Origin of the sequence: Luteibacter sp. OK325, assembly GCF_003050935.1 — a bacterium.
GTDB lineage: Bacteria > Pseudomonadota > Gammaproteobacteria > Xanthomonadales > Rhodanobacteraceae > Luteibacter.
Window position 1 is genome coordinate 385,750 of sequence record NZ_QAOX01000003.1, and the last position, 15,646, is coordinate 401,395.

15 protein-coding genes are annotated in these 15,646 nt (G+C 63.7%); 6 read left to right on the forward strand and 9 right to left on the reverse strand.

Translation table 11 applies throughout. The features are described 5' to 3' along the window. Nucleotides 1-26 precede the first annotated feature (26 nt). Both C8J98_RS09495 and C8J98_RS09500 read right to left on the reverse strand, forming a co-directional pair. Nucleotides 27-410: a nuclear transport factor 2 family protein gene (locus C8J98_RS09495; RefSeq protein WP_107912946.1), complete on the reverse strand. Its 384-nt coding sequence runs from the start codon at nt 408-410 to the stop codon at nt 27-29. Continuing rightward, nucleotides 407-1,330 carry a LysR family transcriptional regulator gene (locus C8J98_RS09500; protein ID WP_107912947.1) on the reverse strand — a complete coding sequence of 308 codons (924 nt, stop codon included), beginning with the start codon at nt 1,328-1,330 and terminating at the stop codon, nt 407-409. Before C8J98_RS09500 ends, C8J98_RS09495 begins: the two co-directional genes overlap by 4 nt. A 108-nt stretch (nt 1,331-1,438) precedes the next feature. Here C8J98_RS09500 and C8J98_RS09505 point away from each other — a divergent pair, with 108 nt between their 5' ends. The 3 genes from C8J98_RS09505 (at nt 1,439) to cycA (ending at nt 5,726) form a co-directional block, all read left to right on the forward strand. Then, nucleotides 1,439-2,500, forward strand: coding sequence for an aldo/keto reductase (locus C8J98_RS09505; RefSeq protein ID WP_107912948.1), 1,062 nt, complete (start codon nt 1,439-1,441; stop codon nt 2,498-2,500). Nucleotides 2,501-2,786: 286 nt separating this feature from the next. Then, on the forward strand, nt 2,787-4,214 hold the full coding sequence (locus C8J98_RS09510) for a hypothetical protein (protein ID WP_107912949.1): 1,428 nt from the start codon (nt 2,787-2,789) through the stop codon (nt 4,212-4,214). A gap of 135 nt (nt 4,215-4,349) precedes the next feature. Further along, nucleotides 4,350-5,726, forward strand: coding sequence for a D-serine/D-alanine/glycine transporter (cycA, locus tag C8J98_RS09515; RefSeq protein ID WP_107913066.1), 1,377 nt, complete (start codon nt 4,350-4,352; stop codon nt 5,724-5,726). A gap of 233 nt (nt 5,727-5,959) precedes the next feature. On the opposite strand, the gene C8J98_RS09520 is transcribed toward cycA, so the two are convergent. Next, complete coding sequence (locus C8J98_RS09520; RefSeq protein ID WP_107912950.1) at nt 5,960-6,460, reverse strand: PH domain-containing protein; 501 nt, start codon at nt 6,458-6,460, stop codon at nt 5,960-5,962. 12 nt (nt 6,461-6,472) lie between these two features. Then, nucleotides 6,473-7,810 carry a lysozyme inhibitor LprI family protein gene (locus C8J98_RS09525; protein WP_107912951.1) on the reverse strand — a complete coding sequence of 446 codons (1,338 nt, stop codon included), beginning with the start codon at nt 7,808-7,810 and terminating at the stop codon, nt 6,473-6,475. A gap of 333 nt (nt 7,811-8,143) precedes the next feature. Here C8J98_RS09525 and C8J98_RS09530 point away from each other — a divergent pair, with 333 nt between their 5' ends. Together C8J98_RS09530 and C8J98_RS09535 are read left to right on the forward strand one after the other, a co-directional pair. Continuing rightward, nucleotides 8,144-8,950, forward strand: a complete 807-nt coding sequence (locus C8J98_RS09530) for a restriction endonuclease (RefSeq protein ID WP_158272662.1) — start codon at nt 8,144-8,146, stop codon at nt 8,948-8,950. An 8-nt stretch (nt 8,951-8,958) separates the two neighbouring features. Continuing rightward, the gene (locus C8J98_RS09535) at nt 8,959-9,789 is read left to right on the forward strand and encodes a restriction endonuclease (protein WP_107912953.1); all 831 of its coding nucleotides are present in this window, start codon (nt 8,959-8,961) and stop codon (nt 9,787-9,789) included. On the opposite strand, the gene yjjJ is transcribed toward C8J98_RS09535, so the two are convergent. From yjjJ to C8J98_RS09560, 5 genes are all read right to left on the reverse strand, one after another. Beyond that, nucleotides 9,731-11,119 carry a type II toxin-antitoxin system HipA family toxin YjjJ gene (gene yjjJ / locus C8J98_RS09540; RefSeq protein ID WP_107912954.1) on the reverse strand — a complete coding sequence of 463 codons (1,389 nt, stop codon included), beginning with the start codon at nt 11,117-11,119 and terminating at the stop codon, nt 9,731-9,733. The two genes, C8J98_RS09535 and yjjJ, sit on opposite strands and share 59 nt — an antisense overlap. A 151-nt stretch (nt 11,120-11,270) precedes the next feature. Continuing rightward, on the reverse strand, nt 11,271-12,065 hold the full coding sequence (locus C8J98_RS09545) for a hypothetical protein (protein WP_146171612.1): 795 nt from the start codon (nt 12,063-12,065) through the stop codon (nt 11,271-11,273). Between the two features lie 17 nt (nt 12,066-12,082). Beyond that, the gene (locus C8J98_RS09550; protein WP_107912956.1) at nt 12,083-12,964 is read right to left on the reverse strand and encodes a HEAT repeat domain-containing protein; all 882 of its coding nucleotides are present in this window, start codon (nt 12,962-12,964) and stop codon (nt 12,083-12,085) included. 15 nt (nt 12,965-12,979) lie between these two features. Next, on the reverse strand, nt 12,980-13,165 hold the full coding sequence (locus tag C8J98_RS09555; protein WP_107912957.1) for a hypothetical protein: 186 nt from the start codon (nt 13,163-13,165) through the stop codon (nt 12,980-12,982). 257 nt (nt 13,166-13,422) lie between these two features. Next, on the reverse strand, nt 13,423-14,937 hold the full coding sequence (locus tag C8J98_RS09560; RefSeq protein WP_107912958.1) for an FAD-dependent oxidoreductase: 1,515 nt from the start codon (nt 14,935-14,937) through the stop codon (nt 13,423-13,425). A gap of 258 nt (nt 14,938-15,195) precedes the next feature. On the opposite strand from C8J98_RS09560, the gene C8J98_RS09565 reads away from it, so the two are divergent. Further along, entirely contained in the window at nt 15,196-15,642 is a 447-nt protein-coding gene (locus C8J98_RS09565) for a lysozyme inhibitor LprI family protein (RefSeq protein ID WP_233260178.1), read from the forward strand. Nucleotides 15,643-15,646: the final 4 nt, after the last annotated feature.

Here is a 15,646-nt window from a genome sequence, read left to right on the forward strand (position 1 = left end):
GGCTTTCAGCAGCAAGATCTCGCGACCTATCCGCGGTCGATAATCCGGTTGATCTTGCCGTTGTGGAAGCCGAATTCCGAGGTGCCCTGCATCTCGATGATGCTGCCCGCGCCCGGACCATCCGGGATGTCCTCGGCGATCTCGCCGTGGAAGTCGATGTTGGCGATAACGACCGTACCTTCCTCATGCATCTTCACCAGCTTCTGGTGGCGCGAAGCGAACAGCGCCGCACCCACGCGGGCCAGCTTCTCCAGTTCCGCCTTGCCGTTGGTCGACACGCTCAGCTCGTCGCCGGTGTGATGCTCGAAGCGCACGTCGTCGGTGACCAGGGCCAGCATGCGTTCGATGTCGAAGTGGTTGTACGCGTCGATATAGGCATCGATGAGGGCGTGGCGTGCGGCGTCGATCATGGTCGCGGGTCCCTGGGTGGTGGCGAAACGTGGCGTTCGCGGAAAAAGTCGATGAACACGCGCAGCTTCCGCGGCACGTGCACTCGGCTGGGATAGTACAGATGGAAAGCGCTGAAGGTAGGCCAGAAATTTTCCAGCACCGGCATTAACCGGCCGCTGTCGAGATCGGCCCGGACCAGCTCCTCGAAGTGGCAAGCGATGCCGACGCCCTGCCGCGCCCCCTCGATCAGCAGATCGGCATCGTTGCTGATCATCGACGGCGTGGCCTCGACCTCGACAAGGCGACCGTCCTGCTCGAAATCCCAGCGCATCAGGCTGCGCTCCTGGTCCAGCCGGATGCACGCGCAGCGGTGGGCAAGCAGGTCGGCCGGGGTGCGCGGCTCGCCGTGGCGCTGCAGATAGGCGGCCGAGGCGAACGTTGCCAGCCGGTGCGGGCCGCCAATCGGCACCGCGACCACGTCGTTGGCGAGGCTTTCGCCCAGGCGGAAACCCGCGTCGAAACCGCCGGCAATGAGGTCCTTGAAGCGGTTGTCGCAGTGCAGTTCCACGACGACGTCCGGGTACGTGTCCATGAACTCGCCCAGGTGGGGCATCACCACAAGGTCCGCCACCACGCGTGACAGGTTGATGCGCAGCACGCCGGCAGGCGCCTCGCGCGACTCGTCCACGGCATCCACCGCCTTCGCGATCGCGGCCAGACCCACCTGTGCTTCGGTGAGGAAACGGCGACCGATCTCGGTTACGCCGACACGGCGGGTGGTCCGGTCGAGCAGGCGCACGCCCAGGCGGCTCTCCAACAGCCGAACGGTCTGCGAGAGCGCCGAGGGCGAGACGCCCATTTCCCGGGCCGCGCGGGTAAAGCTCTCGTGGTGGGCCACGCGGGCGAAGGCGGAGATCGCCGGGAGCAGCTCGGGCGGCATCGCACCCTCCGTTATGAAGCAGTGCTTCAAAGCCTATGCCCTGATCACCCGTTTATCCAGAGGCAATCCCGGGATTATCGTTTGCGGCATTCCCCAAGGAGTCCGCCCATGAGCAAGCGTCTGAACGACTACATCACCCTCGGCCGCTCCGGCCTGCGCGTCAGCCCCGTCTCGCTGGGCACGATGACCTTCGGCGAAGAATGGGGCTGGGGTGCGGGCGAAGCCGAGGCCCGCACCATGCTCGACACCTATATGGAGCGCGGCGGTAACTTCATCGACACCGCCAACTTCTACACCGGCGGCACCTCGGAAACCCTGCTCGGCAAGTTCCTCGCCGGCCGCCGTGACCACGCCGTCATCGCGACCAAGTACTCGCTGACCACCGATCCGACCAACGCCAATGCCTCGGGCAACCATCGCCGCAACATGGTCCGCGCGGTGGAGGACAGTCTGCGCCGCCTCGATACCGACTACATCGACCTCTACTACCTGCACGTATGGGACGGCCTGGTGCCGGTCGAGGAAATCATGCGCGCGTTCGACGATCTCGTTCGCGCCGGCAAGATCGTCTACGCCGGCATTTCGGATACCCCGGCCTGGCAGATAGCACGCATGCAGACGCTGGCCGACCTCCGCGGCTGGGCGCCGCTGGTCGCGCTGCAGATTGAGCACAGCCTCATCGAGCGCACCGTGGAACACGACCTCCTGCCCATGGCGCAGGAACTCGGCCTCGGCGTGCTGGCGTGGTCACCGCTGGGCAGCGGCGTGCTGTCGGGCAAGTACTCGCGTGCGGATATCGAAAAGCACAAGGGCGGCGATATGTTCAACGGCGGCCGTGCGGCCGTTGCCGCCGGCATGGGCTCACTGAGCGAACACAACCTCGATATTGTCGATGCGCTCAAGAGCGTCGCCGAAGAGGTGGGCCACACACCTGCGCAGACCGCCATCGCCTGGTTGCTGGCGAAGCAGGCGCCGACGATCATCCCGATCCTCGGTGCACGTACCGCCGCGCAGTTCGACGAAAACCTCGCGGCACTGGAAGTCACCTTTACCGCCGAACAGATCCGCCAACTCGACGAAGCCAGCGCCATCACCCCGATCTTCCCGCACTCGTTCCTGCCCCGCGTGCACGACACCGTCCGCGGCGGCGCCAGCGTCACCCGCCCCTAGTTTCCGTGGGAGCCGACTCATCTCTGTGGGAGCCGATTCATCTCTGTGGGAGCCGATTCATCTCTGTGGGAGCCGATTCATCGGCGAATGGGTGCTCAATGCAACCTCGCCCGCTGCCGCAGGATCGCCGATAAATCGGCTCCTACAGAATTACGAGTGCGCGTTCGTCCGATGTGTCCACGCAATACGTCCGCGGACACACCGGAAACGACGCTCGACCGCGTAGTATAACGCCTCACGCCTGGCTCGCCACTTGCAATGCCGCTCCCGAACACAAGGAGCAGCTATGGCAGGCATATCGAAGCGGATCTGGATGCTCCTCGTTGCGACGAGTGCGATCGCACCCATCGTCCATGCGAGCGAACCACCACCACCCGTGCACTACGACATCGGGCTCGATGTGCGGAACAACGAAGTCGAAGCCATCACCGTGCGAGCAATGGTACGGACCGGCGACGATGGCGTCGTCGACTTCAAACCGCCCTCGCAACCCCCTGTCGAGGTGCGTGCCGAAAGTGGCCACCTCGACACCTCAATAGGCGACCATTGGCATGTGACCGGCGCACCCGGCGCCGAGATCGTGCTGACCTGGCGTAGCCCCAAGCCGGATCCGTCGCCCTCGGTCGGCTGGTCCGCGTGGCAGAAGGTCATCGCGCAGCCTGGCAACGTGTTTGCGTTCGGTAGCGTCTTGCTCGCCATTCCGAAGGGCCCAGCCACGCGACTTGTCACGGAGACGATGTCGCTACCGCCCGGCTGGCAAGGAGCAAGCAGCATGGGAAACCGGCCGTCGACGCTCGAGAAGCTTCCGTATACCTCGTTCGTTGCATCCCGCGACCTCTCTACGGTTACTCGTCCCATCGGTGCGACCAACGCGCTCCACGTGGCATCGATGGGTGGCCGGGCGCAGGACGTCGACGCCATCGCCACCCTTCTCGCTACCACGCTGAGTGCCCTCGGCGATGTGCCTGAGGACGTGACCCTCAACCTGCTCATCTTCAATAACGGAGATGGCTACGGATACAGCATAGGAGGACCCTCGGCGACACTGCTGCTGTCGCGATACGACCCGTCGCACCCGTGGCTGTTCGGCCTGGCCGAGGACCTTGGCAGCAGCAACGACACGCCAGGCAAGGCGAACACCGCGTGGTTCACCCGGGGCTTCACCGGCTACCGCGTCGCCAATGCGCTCGTCGCCCATGGTGTATTCGATCGCACCGCATTCGCTCGCCACGTGGATCAGACGCTCAATGCCTATGGCGGATCACCTCTGCGTCGCGCGTCCAATGCGGCTGTCGCAGAAGATTACGACCGTATCCGCGAGATGCACGACCTGCCTGCGGCAAGGGGCGAGCTCTTCGCCTGGCTGATCGATGCACGGATCCGCGAGGCAACCCGGGGGCGCAAACACCTGTCCGATGCGCTTGGAAGGATGGACGGATCAAGTCCGGACCCGGGCCCCGCCCTGATCGCCGCCGTGGTGGCCGAAGGCGGCGGCGATATCAGCCCGCTCTACCAGCGCTACATCGTAGACGGCGAGTTGCTCCAGCTTCCGGCCGATACGCTGGGGCCGTGCTTTGCCATCGGCACCGTCGTCTACGACTACGGCTGGCAAGTCCAGCACGTCTTCGCCAAGCCACAGAGCCAGTGCGACCGCCCCGCCCTTGTAGGAGCCGATTCATCGGCGAAACCCGGTCGCGACGCCATTCGCCGCTGAAGCGGCTCCCACACAGAGCATCGCCGATGAATCGGCTCCTACCGAGCCACAGCAGCCCTACCGAGGCTCATTGCCTTGCCGTATGGCGGCCACCCCCGTATGTTCCGTGCTTCCGTCCCGATCGAGCTACCGCCGATGTCGCACCCGCAGGAATCGCCACCCGAACAGCACCTCAGGCGTAGCCTGTCGAACCGACACCTGCAGCTGATCGCGATCGGTGGGGCCATCGGCACCGGGTTGTTCATGGGCTCGGGCAAGACCATCAGCCTCGCCGGGCCGTCCATCCTCTTCGTGTACCTGATCATCGGCGTGATGCTGTTCTTCGTCATGCGCGCGATGGGCGAGCTGCTGCTCTCCAACCTCGACTACAAGTCGTTTATCGACTTCTCCACCGACCTGCTCGGGCCATGGGCCGGGTTCTTCTGCGGCTGGACGTACTGGTTCTGCTGGATCATCACGGCCATCGCGGACGTAATCGCCATCTCTTCGTACGCGCAATTCTGGTTTCCCGGCCTCGCGCCGTGGATACCGGCCCTGCTCTGCGTGGTTCTGCTGCTGGTGCTCAACCTCACCACGGTCAAGCTCTTCGGCGAGCTGGAATTCTGGTTCGCGCTGATCAAGATCGTCGCCATCTGCGCGCTCATCGTCACCGGCTTCGGCATGGTGGCCTGGAGCTTCCATTCACCGGACGGCCACGTCGCCTCGCTGCACAACCTGTGGAATGACGGCGGCATGTTCCCCACGGGGATCGGCGGCTTCTTCGCCGGATTCCAGATCGCCGTGTTCGCCTTCGTCGGCATCGAGCTGGTCGGCACCACGGCCGCTGAGACGGCCGACCCGGAGCGCAATCTGCCCAAGGCGATCAACTCGATTCCCGTGCGCATCATCCTGTTCTACGTCTTGGCGCTGGTCGTCATCATGTCGGTGACGCCGTGGCGCCAGGTGCTGCCAGGCAAGAGCCCGTTCGTGGAACTGTTCGTACTCGCCGGTATTCCGGCGGCGGCGAGCCTGATCAACTTCGTAGTGCTCACCTCGGCCACCTCGTCCGCCAACAGCGGCATCTTCTCGACCAGCCGCATGCTTTACGGCCTTGCCGAGGAAGACCATGCGCCGTCCGCGTTCAAGCGCCTGTCAAAGCAGGCGGTACCTTCGCGCGGCCTGCTGTTCTCGTGCATCTGCCTGCTCGGCGGCGCCACGCTGGTCTACGTCATTCCCGACCTCGTCACCGCATTCACGCTGGTGACGACGCTGGCCGCCATCCTCTTCATGTTCGTGTGGTCGCTGATCCTCGCCGCGTACATCGCCTATCGTCGCAAGCGCCCCGAGCTGCATGCCGTCTCCAGCTACAAGATGCCCGGCGGCGTATTCATGTGCTGGGCGTGCCTGGTGTTCTTCGCCTTCGTGCTGGTGCTGCTGGCGTTGGAAGACGACACGCGCAAAGCGTTGATTGCGAGCCCGGTGTGGTTTGCGATTCTGGGGATTGGTTACGCACTGCGTCGCCGCAAGGCTTAACTTGTGGGAGCCGGCTATGCCGGCAATGTGGGAGCCGGCTATGCCGGCAATGTGGGAGCCGGCTATGCCGGCGATCCCGCGGCAGCGGGCCGGGCTGCCGCTAGCACCCTATCGCCGCTGAAGCGGCTCCCACATTTCCACATTTCCACATTTCCACATTTCCACATTTCCACACACCCACATTCCCACGCACCCACACACCCACGCACCCACGCACCCACACACCCACAGCATCAGGGTGCGGCTAGTACGGCACCCTGCGCCAGCGCCGCGGTGACGAAGGCATCCGGCTCGTCGGGCGACAGCACCAGCTTGCGCCCGCCGGCCAGGTACACCACCACGCCGTGCTCGCGATTGCGCGCATAGCTGCGTACAAAGCCAAGGCGACCGGAGTAGAACAGCCCGTCGAACGCGAAGAAGCCGCCGTTGCCGAACACGCGCGTCATGCCCTGGAACGCCAGGGTGTCGCGCCCCACCGACGCACCACGCAGCTCGAACGACTTGCTGCCCATCACCTTCCGCACGACCAGCGTGCCTTCACCCATCGCGTACTCACGCGTGGAGACGAGGTAGGTCACCAGCAGGATCAGCACCAGCACACTGCCGAGCGCTGGACCGACCGAACGCCCCGCATCGCGTCCGAAAAGAATGACCAGGGCGACAACGAGAATCGCCACGGTCGTCATCCCGAGCCAACGGACGTTGGCGGACATGCTCGTGGAATAGGTCGTCATGGGGAACCTCGCTCAGTGCGACTCGGGCGGCGGTGCCGGTACGGGTGCCGACAACAGCAGGCTACCGCGCACCACGTTGACATACGCCGAGGCCACCGCCTCCAGCTTGCCGCTCTTCAGGCGCCATGCCGACACCATCCAGTCGTCGTTGGCGCGCCAGCCCACGTGGCCATGGCCGATGTAGCCGAGCAACGTCTCCCCGCGGAAAGTGAGCGGGAACATCGTGGCCTCACTGTCGTAGCCAGTCATCGAGCCGACGGCTAAGTCGTCGCTACCGAAGTCAGGCAAGGTCGGTGTCTCGCCCTTCGACGCGATACCACCGGGCGCCTTCGCTTGAGCGACAGCAGCGTCATAGGCCACTTTTTCTCCGCCCTTCAGGGCGCGGTCCAGCGTACCGCCCTGCGGGTTGCGGTCGTATCGGACCGCATACGTCATCGCCGTCGTGCCGAACTCGTCGCAAGGCGACTGCTTCGGCGCGCAGACGGCGCTGTCGAGCTTCAGCGCGTGGTCGAAACGCAAAACCAGTTCCAGAGCGGGACCGAAATCCTTCCCTGTCCACCGGCTCGCTTCGATGGATTGCTGATTGGGATCCCCGATATCGACATTCATCGCGGCGTAATCGTCACCCAGCTTCGCGACAAGGTGATTCGTCATGCAGTCATCGCCCCAGACGGGTGGCCCGTCGATGGCGACGGCCTTCTTGCCGTCGATGCGATAAGGCGCCTCGGAAAGGCAATGCGCCGTGCCACCCATCGAATACGCCGAGCTGAAGGGCGAACCAGCGAGCAAGCGGTTGGTGAGGTTGTCGTCGAGCTCGGCGATGGCCTTCTTGAGCGCTTCATCCGGCTGGAAGGGAAGCGCAGAGGCGTCCTTCATCTCAATCTCTTTAGCCAGCACGATCGGCGCGCCCTGGGCCTTCAGGTCATTGAGGATGTCCCGCGAACCGGCCGGAAGCTTCGGCAGCGCATCGGCGATAACCGCCAACGGCCGAGCCGGCTTACCCGCGTCCAGACCCGCCAGGAACTCGATGCGCCGCTGGTATTGCCCCGCCATGACGTTGACCAGTTCCTTGGCCAAGTCACCGCTGATGTACGTCCAGGCCGTGTCATCACGGCTGGCCAGCCAGTGACGCTGGTCGAGCTTCAGGGCGTCCGCCTTGTCGGGGTGGTTCTTCAGGGCCGCGCGGAACGCGTCGGCCAGCTTGCCGTCCAGGGCCGAGATCCTGGGCGAGGCGCACACGGCCTTCTCGCTCGGCGTGCCCGCCCTGGCGCAATCAAAGCTGGCGGCGTGGGCCATCAGCGGCGCGGCAAGCAGCAGCGCGGCACTGGCGACTCGTAAATTCTTGAACACAGGCGATCCTTCGTCTTGCCGGCGGGGACGGCAATGCCTGCATCTTTGAACAAAACCGGGGGTAACGCCAAGGGCACCGCGCGTATCGCACACCACCTCTCTTCCAAGACGCCACGCGAACCAGGTTGCTATAGCAGCAAGGTGCGTTGTAGGAATCGGCCTACAGGAATCCACAAGGAAAACCGCTATATTCCAACAGCCCAATCGCGCTGCCGGGGGGCTGGCGGCCGTCGAACGGGCAACCATTGGGGGGATAGTCATGGAAGTCTTATCCGGCGCCGACGCGCGCCGTTCGATACCGTACCTGGCGGAGCCGCGCCGATGAGGCCCGGCATGACGTCCGTTCGCCATCGTCATGACGATGCGCTGAGCCGGGTTACCTGGGGCGCTTTCGAGCACATGGTCGCGGAACATTTCCGCCGACAGGGCTACCGCGTCGAGCACACCGGCACCGGCGAAGGACCCAACCTCACCGGCGGCGGCATCGACCTCAAGCTCCATCGCGAACAGGAGCTCGTCGTCGTCCAGTGCAAACACTGGAACTCCTTCCAGGTGCCGCATAACGACGTCCACCAACTCATCGGTGTGATGCACACCGTCGGTGCCACCGGCGCCATCGTCATTACCTCGGGTGAATTCACCACCTCGGCCATGGAGGCGGCGGCCAAGTTCCGGCATATCCGGCTGATCGACGGCAAGACCATCCGGGCCATGCTCGGACCGATCGCCGAGCCTGTGGTCGACGCGCCGACGCTGCCGGATCTTCCCACCTGGACGGGCGCAGCGAGGCCACCCATAAGGCACACGCGCCAGCAACGCACCGACCGAGCAGCCGCCATCGCGGCCGTCGCGGCCGTGGTGGTGATGTCCGGTGCACTGGTGATGCTTTACACCGTATACATACGTGAGATTCAACAGGCACAGATGGCGAAGCTGCGCGAAGCACCGGTGCCGGCGGCGACGCAACAAAGAACAGAAGCGTCATTGCCCTCGGTGCTTCCCGGGCTGACTTCCACTCTAAGACCGGCCGAAGGCGCACCGGCAAAACCGGCGATCGTCCACGGCGCGCCGGCCGGGCGCGACGTCATCGCGGAGTGGAACGACAAGCCTCCGGTAGCCGCCGCACTGAAAGACCAGTAAGCCAGACCATGGGATACAGGAAGGTCACATTCCGCCACGCGGACGCGCTGGCCAACATGCCCTGGGATGAATTCGAACGGCTGATGGCGAGGCACTACGCGTCGCGCGGCTACCAGGTGGAACATGTCGGCACGGGCGCGCAGACATCGAGGCGCCACTTCGATGGCGGTATCGACCTCAAGCTCTTCCGTGACGGCGAGTACATCGTCGTGCAGTGCAAGCGCGAGAACGTCTTCGAGGTTACGCACAACGTCGTCCATGAGCTGATCGGCGTCATGCACACGCAGCACGCTACTCGCGCGATCGTCGTGAACACGGGCGAGTTCAGCGCCGCCGCCATCGTCGCGGCGGCGGAGTTTCCGCAGATCGAGCTTATCGACGGTCTGAAGCTGCGGCGCATGCTCGCGGAAACGGGCGACTTACCCACCGCGCATTGGACGGACGACATCCTCGCTTCGTTGGCCGACACGCGTCGACGCAGAAACCAATCTCCGCGCACCTGGGGCAGACGACGGGGAGAAGGAAGCCCACCCCCTGTGGGAGCCGGAAGCCCATCCCCTGTGGGAGCCGGCTATCGCCGGCGATCCCGCGACAGCGGGCCAGCCAACGGCAAGTGGCAACCAGCCCGCCAACCCAACGTCATCAGCTCAGTCCGCTTTCACGAACCTCAGCAAGAAAGAAGCCGAAGCGTGGGACAAAAAGAACGCCGAGTCGATGCGGATTCTGGAGAAGACAACGCCGTCGCTTCAATGAGAAACGGCGGGTTTTGGAAACCCGGCCCTACGAAACGCCTTCTGGATCGAAGCGCCGACGCATACGGGATATCGCCTCGCTGTTGAATTCAGCTATTTGACGGAAGTCAGCGCTGATCTCGTCGTGCTCGGCCACGCGCTGCCAGTACACCTCGGCCCATGCGGCGGCAGCATTCCAGTAGAACGAGTCGGCCGGCGTGGGCGTGGGCACACGAAATTCACGCGCGACGAGTTCTCCACTACTGGCCGGTCGATACAACATCGGTAACATGTCGTAGCTCGGGGTAAGCTCCAGCGGAAGCGACTCGTCAAGAAAGAAACAAAGATTGCCGAAGTGCATGTCGGTATTCGCGATCATGCGCCCGAACCACCAACGGAGCCTGACCTGCTCCGCCGCGCTGGCGCTAATCCAGCTGCCCTGACGCATACGCTCCGTCGCGTTCGGCCATTCGTCGCGTTCGCCATCGTGCGCATCGCTCCATGCAGCCAACGTCACGCACCCTCGCCTGCCGTGGGCACCCACGCGATCGAAACGCGTGACCTCCAGACATAGCCGACCTTGTGACCAGATCAGCTCGGTGCGGGCACTGGCGTTACCGTTCTCGGCGAGCACCTGGCTTGCGAGGTGTTCGCAGATGAGCAGGTCGGCCCATCGACGTGCGGCTGGATGGTTGTTGACTGGTTCGCTGAACTTGACGATGACATGGCAAATATCACCATTGCCATGATCTACCGTGGCGGTGAACTTCGGTTGCTCGCCCGCCGCCGACGAACCCACTGATTCTCCGGTGAGTGCCGCGATCGCCAACTCTCCGTAGCGATTGTCTCGACCCGCGACTGGAATGATATCGAGCTCCGACTGTAGGGCACGTTCGAGTCCGCCCTTACCCAGTACGAAATCTCCCGGCGCGTCTTCGCCGTGCAGTAAAAGGGCCGTAAGGACAGCATCGTCGCTCCAACGAAGGATGTCGGAGGGCAAGCCAGGCTCTCGTGACCAGCGCTGCGCGAACTGGCGGCCAAGAAATCCTTGAGGGCGCTGGTCATCCAGAAACCAGGGCACACCGGGAAAGAGGCCGTCAAGGAAGTCGTCGCGCAGCCAGTCGGTGGACTCCGTTGGCGAGACCAGCGTCCCAGCCCCATAAAGCGCTGTCAGCAAGCCGAATTCATGCGGACGGCCGTGTATGTCGATGCGAAACACCGGCCATGTCGTGCCGAGGCCGCGGACATCGCGTATCGCAGCGTACCGGGTACGACGCGCCCGACCGATGTGTGCCACACGATCACCAGTGGCCGCGAGTGCGCGCGAGACACTCGGCTGGCTGATCTCCAGTGCCGAGCTCAACTCGCGTGAGGTGGACGGGCCCCGCAGGCGCAGGGCGTCGATCAGTCGCGCAGCATGGCTAGAAGGATCTGACATTATTGAATAGATACATGAATAGATTTATTACGTCAAGAACCTTTATATTCATATAGTTATGAACAAATAACGATTGGTGATGGATAGATTCCGGCGCGCGATGCCTCGACCCAGCCAGTCGTCTCCGATGTCATCCTCGGAAGGACTGGTGCTACCCGGTGAAGACCCCACCACCCAATCTCTCAAGCACACGCCCAGCCTCCACCCGCGTCCGCGGACAAACATGCCCATCCGCAATCGACCGCAGAAGCTCATCAGTCGCCTCATTACGAAAGAAATCCGCCAGCGACAGCGCCATCCTCCGCCGCATGAGGTCGTTCGCCGGTTTCCCGCAAATCGTCGACGTATCGATGTCGAAGTAATACTGGTCCGACAGAACCCCCGAACCGTCCTGGCTCAACAGCAGATTCAAAGAGGCGGTAGGCGCTGAAGGAGGAAACTGCGCGTGGACATCCCGCCCCTCGAGAAACATCAACACCGTGCCGGGCGAAAGCGTGGCCTCGCCAGCGAAGGTCAGCGGCACATGCTCGCCAATGTCGCCGCGCACGCCTGCCCTGTCGTAGGTATAGGTACGTGTCCGGTACCCGGGCCCGTAGTAGTTCGTGGTGAGGAACGAGAACCCATGATCGTGGTAAGCGAAGAAACTGAGGTTCTCGTTGTCCTCGCGGGTGTCAGCCTCCTCGGGCCAGAGATTGATCCGCACCACGAAGGGGCCGAAGGCGTCCAGCACGCAGGTCTGCCGCGAATGCATCCGCACCGGGCCACCATCACGCGAAAGGTCCTCGCGCAGCGTCTCGGCCAGCAGCGAAGGATGCCGTGCCAACGACGCGATATCACCGGCAACATTCATCAGTGTTTCGGGCCGCAACGGATCCACGTGCGCAAGCACACGGCGGCGGAACTCCTGCAAGTCGATGGAAGAACCATGCTCGTGACGTGCTGACATAACCAAGGGCAGTAACCTCAGGCGTTCATGCGCCGCAGCGTATCCACTGCGACGGCGGCGACGTGGGGATGACGATCGTTGGCCAGAAGGTGCAGCGCTTCGCGCGCCACGGCGGTGTCCAGCGCACCCAGGCAGCGCGCAGCTTCCCACCGCACCTGGAAGTAGGGATGGTCCAGCAGCGCGCGCACATCGGGCACCGCTTCGGCGTGGCGTGCTCGCGCCAGCTCGTCGAGCATCACCAGGATCGCCCGTGTCTGGTTGCTCGTCTGCACCGGTTGCACGGGGCGGCCCGTGCCACGTTCAAACTCCCACCGCTGCCAGACCACGGACGACGCCGCGAACGTGAGCAGGCACAGGGGCTGCTCGCCAGCTTCCAGATGGCACGCCTCGCGGGGCGCATCCACGTCGAAGCGCAACCACGGCTGCAGCATCTCCGTGCCCCGGGGCATCAGCCACGCGAATGGATCGAAGACCTCGATGTCCGATCCAGCCGCCATGCCATAGCGCTCGGCCAGTACCGGCTGCGGCGACAGCACCGCGAGCATCTCGGGCGCGGCCATGGTGGTGGCCACAGGGGTATCGGTGTCGGAAGGCGCAGCGGGACGACCACCGTCGCTATGCGTTTCCGAGGTCAGCACCAGACTGAAGTCAGGCGACTGACACACGGTGACGCCATGCCAGTGCCACTCCGGCAGCTCGGTCAGCGGCACGGCATCGGCCAGGTCGCGAAGCATGGCGTTATGGAAGGCGCTCCATATCGACGGCTTCAGCAACTCGTCGAAGGCATCGCGCAATTCCCAAAAGCTGGCTGGCCGCTCCACCTCGATGATGGAGGCTGCCAGCTCGGCAAAGCGACGGAGTTCCGGTACCGCGCGGGCGGCCCTGGCCAGTTGAACCATGCGTGCGGAGGCCGTTTAGTCCGCGGAGGCTGTAACGTCGGCCTGCTCCGCCGCCATGCGGGGACGGAGGGTCGGATAGCTGGTCACGATATCGACCGTGCAGCTCTCGTCGCGGGCGGCGACAGTGGCGTGGATACGGTCGACCTTTCCCACGGCGGCGGCAGGATGGGGCAGCTTGGCGAAGGAGATTTCCCAGGGCATTGGCGTGTTCCCGTGCATCGCGGCCGGCTCAGCCGCTAAACCAGCCTACTAGGCGTGTCCCCTTCCCTAATCGGACGCGGTTCGCACATTGGTAACTTCGGGGCGGTCCATCCGGTGCTCCGCCGTCGTACTGTAGGAGCCGCTTCAGCGGCGAAAGGGTGCTCGCGATGACAGTGGCCCTTTCGCTCCCTAGGGATCGCCGATGAATCGGCTCCTACAGAAGGCGAACGCGCTCCTATAGAGGAGCATCGGTACATTCAGGGCTTTAGGAGTTCTGCTGCCTTGAGCGAATCCATGTCGCGGTTGATCGTCGCCACTGCAATCACCCGGCCATCCTTCTCGTAGCGCACCTCGGCGTCCTTGTCGGCCACCGAGCCTTCTTCACGAATCGCATCCCAGTCCTCAGCATGGCCGACATAGCGAATGGTCGTGTCGTAATGGACGCTCCAGAAAAACGGCGGCTCCTCGAACGGATCGTCGATATCGAGCATCCCCGCCGCCGCGACCTGGCCGTGGCGCTCGGCGAGCACCCAGTGCTCCACACGTGCGGGCTGGCCATGCGCGCCGGGATAGCGGGCGATGTCGCCGGTGGCGAAGATGTCGGGATCGGACGAGCACATCGACGTGTCCACAACCACGCCACCGTCGATATGCAAACCTGCCGCCTCGGCCAGCTGCAAGCGCGGCTTCACGCCGATACCGAGCACCACGCGCGTTGCACGCACCGACGTGCCATCGTCGAGCTGCACGGCACCGTCCGCATACCCTTCCGCACGACGGCCCAGATGAAACACCACGCCATTGGCTTCATGCAAGGCCTTGATCATTGTCCCGATCGACGGTCCGAACTTGCTTCGCAGCGGAATCAGCTCCGGCCCGATCACATGTACCCTGGCGCCACGATGGCGAAGCGAAGCTGCTGCCTCCAGCCCGATGAAGCTGCTACCGATCACCGCGACCACATCGGCCGAGGTCACATCCGCGATCACCCGCTCGGCGTCCTTCATGCTGCGCAGCGTGTGCACATGCGGTTGGTCGAACCCCGGCGCCGAGGGCCGAATGGGCTCCGCGCCGGTCGCCAGTAGCAGTTTGTCATAGGACAACGACCCGCCCGACTCCAACACCACGGAACGCGACGCCGCATCAATCGAACGAACCACGACACCCAGCTTCAACTCGATTTTCAAAGACGCATAAAATGCATCGTCCTTCAGCGGCATCCACTCAGGCTCAGCCGTACCCGCCAGGTAATCCTTCGACACGTTAGGCCGGTCATACGGTGCATCCACGTCGGAACTTATCATCGTGATCCCGCCGGCAAACCCATGCTGACGAAGTCGCTGTGCGGCGGCGAAACCAGACGCCCCGCCACCGACGATCACGAAGTGCTTATCCGCCATCAATGCTGGTGAAGGTGATGCCTCATCGGGAAGCGCTCCACGGATGAACACTTTGCCGCCCTCTTCTTCCACCTTCCAACGCGCCACGGGGGCCAGTGCAGGCGCCTTCAGCGCCCGGCCCGTCCTCAGATCGAAGCAAGCGTGATGCAGCGGGCAGTTGATGGTGTCGCCGACGCGCAGGCCCTCATGCAGCGGACCGCTGTAGTGGCTGCATGCGCCGCCCAGCGCCACAAGACCGTCGCTGGTGCGCGCCACGATGATCGCCTCACCGTTCACATGACCGGCGAAGACGCCATCGTCGGGAATGGTCGAGGCGTAGACGCCCTGGCTGAAATCGGGACCAACGGGAGCGGAGTCAGAATCGGTAGACATGGCAGGTTCCCGTGCTGGCGTTGGCTAGCCTTCGAATGTATGGGCCAAATATGACGCTGGCTAGGCGGTTCTGTGTGTACATGGTGATGTGTGGACAGCATCAATGCGGCTGGCGTTCCGCGTGCTATGCAATTTCGGAAAAAGTTGATGGTTTTGTGAAGACGCCGTAGTGAGACCCCGGTCTCTTGGCATTTGATCCTCGGTTCGGCAAGCTGCGGGGTCGCAAGATCCCAGATGAAACGCACGATCAGGAGCTCCATGATGAGAACGGTCCACACGCTCGCCATCACCCTCGCCCTTCTCGTCACCGGCAGCAGCGCCTTCGCCACCGACAGCACCAGCCAGGTGATCAAGCGCCAGGCGCCCAAGAGCATCACGGCCTCCTTTTATACGTGCGTCGACAAGGCCGGCTCGGACGCGACGGCGCAAGGCGCCTGCCTCAGCGCCGAAAAGAAGACGCAGGACGCCCGCCTGAACACGACCTACAAGGCGCTCAACGCCAAGCTCACCGGTAACGCGAAGGCCAACCTGCTCACTTCCGAGCGCGCCTGGCTCGAGTTCCACAACAAGAACGGCGACTTTGAAGCGTCGTTGTATGGCGACGAGCCGGTCGCCGACCTCCAGGTCACCCAGAACGAAATCTTCCGCATCGCCGAACGCGCGGATGCCCTGGACAAATACCTCACCATCGCCAACGACCAGTAACCCA

Coding starts and splice junctions, on each gene's coding strand:
- cycA (WP_107913066.1), top strand. CDS start 4,350: ATGTCGCACCCGCAGGAATCGCCACCCGAACAGCACCTCAGGCGTAGC.
- C8J98_RS09535 (WP_107912953.1), top strand. CDS start 8,959: ATGGGATACAGGAAGGTCACATTCCGCCACGCGGACGCGCTGGCCAAC.
- C8J98_RS09495 (WP_107912946.1), bottom strand. CDS start 410: ATGATCGACGCCGCACGCCACGCCCTCATCGATGCCTATATCGACGCG.
- C8J98_RS09555 (WP_107912957.1), bottom strand. CDS start 13,165: ATGCCCTGGGAAATCTCCTTCGCCAAGCTGCCCCATCCTGCCGCCGCC.
- C8J98_RS09500 (WP_107912947.1), bottom strand. CDS start 1,330: ATGCCGCCCGAGCTGCTCCCGGCGATCTCCGCCTTCGCCCGCGTGGCC.
- C8J98_RS09520 (WP_107912950.1), bottom strand. CDS start 6,460: ATGACGACCTATTCCACGAGCATGTCCGCCAACGTCCGTTGGCTCGGG.
- C8J98_RS09565 (WP_233260178.1), top strand. CDS start 15,196: ATGATGAGAACGGTCCACACGCTCGCCATCACCCTCGCCCTTCTCGTC.
- C8J98_RS09560 (WP_107912958.1), bottom strand. CDS start 14,937: ATGTCTACCGATTCTGACTCCGCTCCCGTTGGTCCCGATTTCAGCCAG.
- C8J98_RS09550 (WP_107912956.1), bottom strand. CDS start 12,964: ATGGTTCAACTGGCCAGGGCCGCCCGCGCGGTACCGGAACTCCGTCGC.
- C8J98_RS09545 (WP_146171612.1), bottom strand. CDS start 12,065: ATGTCAGCACGTCACGAGCATGGTTCTTCCATCGACTTGCAGGAGTTC.
- C8J98_RS09530 (WP_158272662.1), top strand. CDS start 8,144: ATGACGTCCGTTCGCCATCGTCATGACGATGCGCTGAGCCGGGTTACC.
- C8J98_RS09505 (WP_107912948.1), top strand. CDS start 1,439: ATGAGCAAGCGTCTGAACGACTACATCACCCTCGGCCGCTCCGGCCTG.
- C8J98_RS09510 (WP_107912949.1), top strand. CDS start 2,787: ATGGCAGGCATATCGAAGCGGATCTGGATGCTCCTCGTTGCGACGAGT.
- yjjJ (WP_107912954.1), bottom strand. CDS start 11,119: ATGTCAGATCCTTCTAGCCATGCTGCGCGACTGATCGACGCCCTGCGC.